The sequence below is a fragment of the Proteobacteria bacterium CG1_02_64_396 genome (assembly GCA_001872725.1).
Classification (GTDB): Bacteria; Pseudomonadota; MNWR01; order CG1-02-64-396; family CG1-02-64-396; genus CG1-02-64-396.
This window is the reverse complement of sequence record MNWR01000104.1, coordinates 45,939-54,178: the sequence shown is the minus strand read 5'-3', so window position 1 is coordinate 54,178 and position 8,240 is coordinate 45,939. Positions and strand designations below refer to the sequence as shown.

Annotated in this window: 6 protein-coding genes; 4 read left to right on the top strand and 2 right to left on the bottom strand. The window is 60.0% G+C overall.

Going from position 1 to position 8,240, the window contains the following annotated elements; translation table 11 throughout:
- Positions 1-448: 448 nt before the first annotated feature.
- Positions 449-958: a hypothetical protein gene (locus AUJ55_12540; GenBank protein ID OIO54123.1), complete on the top strand. Its 510-nt coding sequence runs from the start codon at positions 449-451 to the stop codon at positions 956-958.
- A 186-nt stretch (positions 959-1,144) separates the two neighbouring features.
- On the top strand, positions 1,145-2,863 hold the full coding sequence (locus AUJ55_12535) for a hypothetical protein (GenBank protein ID OIO54122.1): 1,719 nt from the start codon (positions 1,145-1,147) through the stop codon (positions 2,861-2,863).
- A gap of 46 nt (positions 2,864-2,909) precedes the next feature.
- Here AUJ55_12535 and AUJ55_12530 read toward each other — a convergent pair whose 3' ends face one another.
- Positions 2,910-3,389 (bottom strand): single-stranded DNA-binding protein, encoded by a 480-nt coding sequence (locus tag AUJ55_12530; GenBank protein ID OIO54121.1) that lies wholly within the window; start codon positions 3,387-3,389, stop codon positions 2,910-2,912.
- Between the two features lie 166 nt (positions 3,390-3,555).
- Between AUJ55_12530 and AUJ55_12525 the strand changes: the two genes are divergently transcribed.
- On the top strand, positions 3,556-6,408 hold the full coding sequence (locus tag AUJ55_12525) for an excinuclease ABC subunit A (protein OIO54120.1): 2,853 nt from the start codon (positions 3,556-3,558) through the stop codon (positions 6,406-6,408).
- Between the two features lie 68 nt (positions 6,409-6,476).
- Here AUJ55_12525 and AUJ55_12520 read toward each other — a convergent pair whose 3' ends face one another.
- Positions 6,477-6,695: a hypothetical protein gene (locus tag AUJ55_12520; protein OIO54119.1), complete on the bottom strand. Its 219-nt coding sequence runs from the start codon at positions 6,693-6,695 to the stop codon at positions 6,477-6,479.
- 966 nt (positions 6,696-7,661) lie between these two features.
- On the opposite strand from AUJ55_12520, the gene AUJ55_12515 reads away from it, so the two are divergent.
- A complete protein-coding gene (locus AUJ55_12515) occupies positions 7,662-8,231 on the top strand; it encodes a ribosomal subunit interface protein (GenBank protein OIO54118.1) in 570 nt (189 codons plus the stop codon).
- The last annotated feature ends 9 nt before the right edge of the window (positions 8,232-8,240 follow it).

The following is an 8,240-nucleotide window of genomic DNA, read 5'->3' as shown; positions in this document are numbered from 1 at the left end:
CGCCAGTAATTTTTTAACGTGTGCCACCGCTGCCGTGGCATCGATGCGGTTGATGGTCACCGGGGTTCACCTCGTATCGGTTGTCGTGAGGCGATGATAACACCGGTTTTTGGGGTCGATTTTTCGTGCCGTAAAGCCGCCACACAGCCCTGAAGAGCCCCGCAACACCCCCCCGTAGTGGCCGCTACATCGGCGAGGGTTAGGGCGCCTTATGGGGCACAGGAAACACCCTTTTGAGCGGCGCCCGGCAGATTAAGGCGAGGACTGGATTTTCTTGAAAAAACCTTGTCAAGTGTTTTTTTGGGGGTGGGGCTGAATAGTTACACATAGCCTTGCTAATGGGGCTCTATTTTTGTCGGTTATGGCACCCGGCTTGCTGTACCATAACGGGCGCTTTCAATCAGCCCACCATGTACGAGCCGCCACGCCACTTTCGAGGGGAGACGCCATGATTATCGAAGACATCGAAGTCAAAAAATTTGCCGACCAGCCCTTTTGCCGCGATATGTCCTCCGATCAGGTGGCGGCGTTGGCTGCCGTCCTGGAAAAACGGCGTTACCCCGAGGGCAGCGTGATTTTCGCCGAGGGCAAAACCGATCCCTTTTTGTTTTTGCTGCGCGACGGCAGTGTCGAGTTGACGGTCGAAAGCGAATACGGGCGCAACGAAAAGGGGGAAAAGGGGTATCCCTTCTATACCTTTGGCGCGGGCGACATTTTTGGTTATTTGACCTTTCTCGATGGACGGCCCCATTCGGCCAACGCCATTGCCCGCACCGAGACGGTTGTTTATGTTCTCAAGCGGGCGGATTTTGAGCGTTTCATGCACGACCACCCCCCCACCGCCTTCAAAATCATGCAATTCATCGTGTTGCAGGTGGACGATATGGCGCGGCGGATGATCCACAAATTCGCCCAGCTCTCCGATTATCTGTTTCAGGGGACCGGATACGGCCATTGAGCGTAGCAAAGGGCGCCATTTTGGCGTTGGCGTGGCTTGATGGGGCGCATCGTGTGAAGATAGGCGTAGTTTCAAGCCCGGTCCCTCGCTCGGGGCCGGGCTTTTTTTGTATTTTTCGGATGATGGCCGAGGACCGATGGTCGGCTTGGCCCCCGGATCGATGTTGATTGTAGTTTCGAGGTATTCATGAAGTTTGAAGAGCTTGGGTTGCATGAGGGTTTGCTGGCCGGTATTCGCGATGCCGGTTTCGATGCCCTGACCCCGATTCAAGAAGGATCCATCCCCCCTGCCATCTTAGGTAGCGACGTGACCGGCCAGGCTCAGACCGGCACGGGTAAAACCGCCGCCTTCCTGATCGCCACCTACCAACGGCTGCACGCCAGCGACCGCCAAGTGGCACGGCAGGAGGGGTGCAGCCTGCCCCGGGCACTGGTACTGGCCCCGACCCGCGAGCTGGTGGTGCAGATCGAAAAAGATGCCGCCGTGCTGGGGGCCCATACCGGTTTGAACACCCTGTGTGTCTTCGGTGGCGTCGACTACGAAAAGCAGCGTAAGCAGCTGGAGGCGGGTGACATCGACGTACTGGTGGGAACGCCGGGGCGGTTGATGGACTACCTCAAACAGCGGGTTTACGACCTTAAGCAGCTTCAGGTGCTGATTATCGACGAGGCCGACCGGATGTTCGATCTGGGCTTCATCGACGATCTCAAATGGCTCTTTTCCAAGATGCCCGGCCCCGACCGCCGTCAGACCCTGCTCTTTTCGGCCACCATGGGGTTCAACTCGCGGGAGTTGGCCCGGCGCTTCATGAACGAACCGGTTTTCGTTTCGGCCACCCCCGATCAGATGACCGCCGAGAAGGTGCGTCAGGCCCTCTACCATATTGGCAGCCGCGAAAAGATCCCCTTCTTGCTGGGTTGGCTTAAAAGGATGGGGGAGCAGGCCACCCGCATCATGATTTTCATCAACACCAAACGGATGGGTGAAAAGCTCCAGGATTACCTGGCGGCCAACGGCTACGAGTCGGGCTACCTCTCGGGCGACGTGCGCCAAACCAAGCGGTTGTCGGTTCTCAGCCGTTTTCAAGAGGGCAAGTTGCCGATTTTGATCGCCACCGACGTGGCCAGCCGCGGGCTGCACATCGACGGGGTGACCCATGTGGTCAACTTCGATCTGCCCCTTGATCCCGAGGATTACGTCCACCGCATTGGTCGTACCGCCCGTGCAGGGACCGAGGGGGATGCGCTGACCTTTTGCGACGAATACACCGCCGAAAACCTGCCCGCCGTTGAGAAGTACATTGGTATGAAGATCCCGGTGGAGTGGTTCGAAGAAGCGGAGCTGGTGACCCCGATTGAGCCCCCCCGCTCGGCCCGCAAACCGAAAGAGTCTTCGGGAAGAGATGGAGGAAAAGGGCGTGGTGGTCGTTCCGAGAGGGGGGAGCGCGGTGGTCGACGCCGCAGCGAACAACCGAGCGAGGCAGCGCCCCAGGCCGATGAAAAGGTCGTGGTGGCCCAGGTGGCCCCGCCCGTCCCGGCTCCCGAGGCAGCAACTGCCGTCGAAGGGGAGGGGGTGAAACCCAAGCGCCGTCGCCGTCGCCGCAAACCGGCGGATGCGGGACAGGTCGAGGGGGGAGGGGAAAGCGTCGCTCCGGTGGTCGAGGCGGTAGTTGCTGCCAGCGCACAGCCCGTGGCTGCCCCGGTCGAGCCATCTGCCTCCGAGACCCAACCGGAGCCGAGCAAGCCCAAACGCCCCGCCGCCCGCAAACGTCCGGCTGTTGCCTCGGCTCAGAAGGGTGAGGCAAAAATCGATTCCGCCCAGGCGGTTCCTGCTCAAGAGGGGGGTGGGGTGCTCAAGGCGGGGAGCGTGTTGAAAGCGCTGTTTTCGGAGTCAAACGAGGGATAAAGCGGTAGCCCGCGCCGCCAGGGTTGCCCGGCGGCGCGGGGGTCGATCAGAAGGGGATGTCGTCGTCCCCGAAGCCGTCATCGAAGGCCGGACCGCTGTTGTTGCCGCCGCCCTGGGGGCCGAAGGGGTCTTGATTCTGGCTAGGGGCGCCGCCGCCACGAGGGGCATCGAATCCACCACCGCCAGCCCCTTCACCACCGCGACCGCCGAGCATTTTGAAGTTGTCGCAGCGAACCTCGGTGGTGTACTTCTCTTGCCCGTTCTGGTCGGTCCACTTACGGGTTTGCAACCGCCCCTCGACGTAGACCTGCCGCCCCTTACTCAGGTATTGCTTGGCGATCTCGGCCTGTTTGCCCCAGATCACCACACGGTGCCACTCGGTGGACTCCTTACGCTCTCCGCTCTGTTTGTCGCGCCACGATTCGGTGGTGGCGATGTTCAGAGTGGCCACCGCATCGCCGTTTTGGGTGTAGCGCACTTCGGGGTCGCGGCCGAGGTTGCCGACCAAAATCACCTTGTTAATCATGGATTCCTCCAGCTTGTCGTTCGAGGGTTCTCAGGAAAATCGCCGCGCGCGATCCCTCGGGCGGCGGCGGCGTAGCGGTACTATTGGGTTGGGGCGGATGAACCACCGGCCCCGGCAAGCATAGACAACTTCCTCCCTCCCTTCTTGTCTTTTTGGCGTCTCCCCCATGGATACCATCGATATTCGCGGCGCCCGGGTCCACAACCTGCGCGACCTCGACATCTCCATCCCCCGCAACCGTCTGGTTTTAATTACCGGCCTTTCGGGTTCGGGCAAGTCGTCGCTGGCCTTCGACACCCTTTATGCCGAAGGGCAGCGGCGCTACGTCGAATCGCTCTCGGCCTACGCCCGGCAATTTTTGCAACTGATGGAAAAACCGGACGTCGACGAAATCAGTGGCCTGTCGCCCGCCATCGCCATCGAGCAGAAGTCGGTCTCCCACAACCCCCGCTCCACCGTCGGCACCATCACCGAGATCCACGACCACTTGCGCCTGCTGTATGCCCGGGTTGGCACCCCCTTTTGCCCCAACGACAACATCCCCATTGACGCCTGCCCGGTGCCGGTGATGGTGGCCCGGGTGCTCGATTGGCCCGAGGGGACCCGGATTATGGTCAACGCCCCCATCGTGCGGGGTCGCAAGGGGGCCTTTGCCGCCCAATTCGACAAGTTGCGTAAGGATGGCTTTCAGCGGGTGCTGGTCGACGGGCAGATGTATACCTTGGACGCAGTGCCGGAGCTCGATCCCAAGGTGCGCCACGACGTCGAGGTGATCGTTGACCGGATTGTCCTCAAGGGTGATGTGCAAGAGCGTCTAGGTCAGGCCTTGGAACAGGCATTGGCTTTGGCCGAGGGATTGGTGCGGGTGGTGCCGGTGGTAAAGGAGGGGGAGGCGGCGCTGGATCCGCTCCTGCTTTCGGAACATCTGGCCTGTCCCGAGTGCGGCTTCACCTTGCCGGAGCTAGAGCCGCGCCTGTTTTCGTTCAATTCCCCCCAAGGGGCCTGTCCCGAGTGTGATGGATTGGGAGAAAAGCAGTTTTTCGATCCCGAACGGGTGATCCCCTCACCCCGCAAGTCGCTACGTGGCGGCGCCATCGCTGCCTGGGGGGGGCAGGGGGAGTTCTACGGGCAAACCATCGAGGCGCTGGCCACCCATTACCAATTCAGCCTCGACACCGCCTGGGGGGATTTGGATGAAAAGGTGCAACAGGTGGTGCTCTATGGTTCGGGCAGCGAGACGATCCGCTTTGAATTCGCGGGCGAGCGTAGCAGCTATTCGGTCAACCGCCCCTTCGAGGGGGTGATCCCCAATTTAGAGCGGCGCTGGCGGGAGACCGATTCCGAAAAGGTACGCGAGGATCTCGGCCGCTTTTTGTCGGTGCGCCTTTGCGACGCGTGCCAGGGCAAACGGCTGCGCAGCGAGGCACTGGCGGTGCGGATCGGTGGGCTGAATATTGCCGACCTTGAGGCGATGACCATCGCCAAGGCACGCCAGCATCTGACCTCGCTGGTATTGGCCCCCTCGCGCAAGGCGGTGGCGCAGCGGATTTTAAAAGAGGGGCTAAGTCGCCTGGACTTTCTGATTAACGTGGGGCTTGACTACCTCACCCTCGACCGCAAAGCGGGGAGTCTGTCAGGGGGGGAGGGGCAGCGGATTCGGCTGGCGACCCAGATCGGAGCGGGGCTTTCGGGGGTGCTCTACGTCCTCGATGAGCCCTCAATTGGACTGCATCAACGGGACAACGACCGGCTGATTTCCACCCTGAAACGGCTGCGCGACATGGGCAATACCGTCGTGGTGGTTGAGCACGACGAGGACACCATGCGGGCGGCCGACTTCATCGTCGACATGGGGCCCGGCGCCGGGGAACACGGGGGGTGTGTGGTGGCGGCGGGCGATTTGGCCGCCATCGAGGCCAACCCCGATTCGTTGACCGGCGCTTACCTGCGCGGCGAACGCTGGATCGCGGTACCCAAAAAACGTCGCCGCGCCAAGGATGGCCGCTTCTTAGAGCTGCGCGGCGCCCACGGCAATAATCTCAAGGCGGTCGATGTCGACATCCCCTTGGGGACCCTGACCTTGGTGACCGGGGTGAGCGGCTCGGGTAAATCGACGCTGATCCTCGATACCCTGGCCCCCGCCGTCGATCAGTCGCTCAAGGGGCGTAGGACTCAGTTGCCCCACCTCGATGCGCTGGACGGGACCGCCTACCTCGACAAGGTCATCACCATCGACCAATCCCCCATTGGCCGCACCCCCCGTTCCAATCCGGCGACCTATACCGGGCTGTTCGGCCCCATCCGCGACCTCTATGCCGCAACCTCCGAGGCGCGGGCCAAAGGGTATAAGTCGGGGCGGTTCTCGTTCAACGTCAAGGGAGGGCGCTGCGAGGTGTGTAAGGGGGATGGGCTGATTCGCATCGAAATGCACTTTCTGCCCGACATGTTCGTAACTTGCGATGCCTGCCATGGCAAGCGGTATCAAGAAGAGACGCTGCGTATTGCCTACAAGGGTAAAAATATTACCGAAGTGTTAGAAATGACCATCGAGGAGGCGATGCCTTTTTTCGCCCACCATGCGGTGATTCATCGCAAGCTGCAAACCCTATTCGACGTCGGCTTGGGATATATCCGCTTGGGGCAGTCGGCAACCACCCTTTCGGGGGGGGAAGCGCAGCGGATGAAGCTGTCGCGGGAGCTGTCGAAACAGGGGACTGGGCGGACCCTGTACATTCTGGACGAACCGACTACCGGCCTGCATTTTGCCGATGTCGATCAATTGCTTGAGGCGTTGCAACGGTTGGTGGAGTCGGGCAATACCGTGGTGGTGATCGAACATAACCTCGACGTGATCAAAAGCGCCGATTTTATTATCGATCTGGGCCCTGAAGGGGGTGCCGGAGGGGGTGAAGTGGTGGTGACTGGAACCCCGGAGGTGGTGGCTGCCCACCCCCATTCCCACACTGGCCATTACTTATCAAGGGTGCTCGCAACGACAAAAAAAAACCGCCGGAGCTAATCCGGCGGTTTTTTTGAAGAGCCTCTGGGGGCGGGGATATTTCCCCCGCAACCAGCCCAACCGGAGGATTACTCCCCCTTGGGACGACGGCCACGGCGGGGGCGGTCGGGGTTCAGGGCGCTATCGTAATCGCGGGCAACCTTGCTGAAACGGCCAGCTTGCTTGCGGATTCCGTTCAGGACCTCGACGTCGGTCACGGTCCCCTTGCTGCCCGCAACAACGGCACGCAGGCCATCAAGCTCTTTGTTGATTTCGATCAACAGGCGCATCTCTTCAGCTTTGTTCATGGAATACCTCCAGACGAGTGGGAAAAACAGGGACAACCCATAAATGAATGGCAACCTGCAATGTCGGAAGCATAGTTTTATTTTGCTTTTCTTGTGAAGCTTTTTTTGTGGGCCATGCTTAATCGGCCTCCTATACATTATTTGACGATGCCAAAACCTGTGGCCCCGCCCATCCTGAAACGATCATCCTTCATCTGCGGCCCCCTTTTGTTCCAACGACGTGACGTTGTTATGAATAGAGGATTTGGGGTGAATTAATGGCTGACGTGCGCAGACGATCTGGCCGACGGCGAAGAGACATTTTCAATTATGCCGAGCACCTACTTGTCCCGCGTACCCTCTGACGGATCCTCAAAAAATCGCCGGGATGGCGGTTTTGAGCGGCGCCCGTTATTGAAGGCGGTTCTAGTATTTCACGACGCTGTCGCCACGAGGATTTCTTGGGTCTGACCCGGCAATGGACTGATCGGGCAATAGAGATATCCGCTAAAAATCCATAGGGAAGCGCTGATTTATTAGCGCTTCCGAGCAGCCCAGGGATGGGCTGCCAAAACCAGGGACGTAACCGACTGGTTTTGCAAGCGGAGCAAAAACCACGCTTTTTGCGGAGCGTCGCTGAAAAAGGTAGGAGGCTTTTTTCGGCGTTTCCATGGAAGTTCCCCTGACGATTTCGGCCTGGATATACAGGGAGGGCGGGCCTGCGAAAGGGGTTGGCGGGGGGTATGGGGATGATGTCGGGGCATCCCGACCCCTCGGGGGGGTGCGCACGGGGGGAAAATGGGGTAAGAAAGGGGGAAGGTTCGGGGCGTGCGTTGACGGCCCCCTGCCCGGTCCGTAGGCTTCCCGCCCTTTGTGTCCTGCCGACCGCACGACCCCCAAAACAAGTGCTCCACGAAACCGGGGTTCCAAGTGGGGGCGGATGGCTTCAATGCCCAGATTCACTGTTAACGTAACCGGGGAAAACCCATGCAGATCACGATTACCGGAAAGAACGTCGACCTGACCGAGTCTCTCAAGGAGTACGTCGAAGAGAAGATTTCCCGTTTGAAACGGTACTTCGACCAAGTGATCGACGTGCACGTGATCCTCTCGGTCGAGAAATTCCGCCACATCGCCGATGTCACCATCCTGGCCAATGGCACCACCATCCATGCCGAGGAACAGAGCGAGGATATGTATGCCTCGATCGATCTGGTGGCCGACAAGCTGGAGCGTCAGCTCAAGCGTTACAAAGACAAACTGAAAAGCCGGGGCCACCATATGCCCAGCAAGGCCGACCGCGCCCTGAACCTGAATATGTCGGTTTTGGAGCAGATCTCGGTCGAAGGGACTGCCGAACAGAGCGAGCCCAGCAGTCCGGTGGTGATTCGCTCACGCCGCTTCACCCTCAAGCCGATGAGCGTCGAAGAGGCAGCCCTGCAACTCGACCTGATCGACCACGAGTTTCTGGTGTTCACCAACTCCCAGAACGAGCAGATCAACGTGATCTATCGCCGCAAGGATGGGAACTACGGCCTGATCGAACCCCAGGTCTGATCGGTCGTG

Excerpts from the sequence above, each read along its gene's own strand:
- AUJ55_12540 (OIO54123.1), top strand. The coding sequence starts at position 449 with ATGATTATCGAAGACATCGAAGTCAAAAAATTTGCCGACCAGCCCTTT.
- AUJ55_12535 (OIO54122.1), top strand. The coding sequence starts at position 1,145 with ATGAAGTTTGAAGAGCTTGGGTTGCATGAGGGTTTGCTGGCCGGTATT.
- AUJ55_12530 (OIO54121.1), bottom strand. The coding sequence starts at position 3,389 with ATGATTAACAAGGTGATTTTGGTCGGCAACCTCGGCCGCGACCCCGAA.
- AUJ55_12525 (OIO54120.1), top strand. The coding sequence starts at position 3,556 with ATGGATACCATCGATATTCGCGGCGCCCGGGTCCACAACCTGCGCGAC.
- AUJ55_12520 (OIO54119.1), bottom strand. The coding sequence starts at position 6,695 with ATGAACAAAGCTGAAGAGATGCGCCTGTTGATCGAAATCAACAAAGAG.
- AUJ55_12515 (OIO54118.1), top strand. The coding sequence starts at position 7,662 with ATGCAGATCACGATTACCGGAAAGAACGTCGACCTGACCGAGTCTCTC.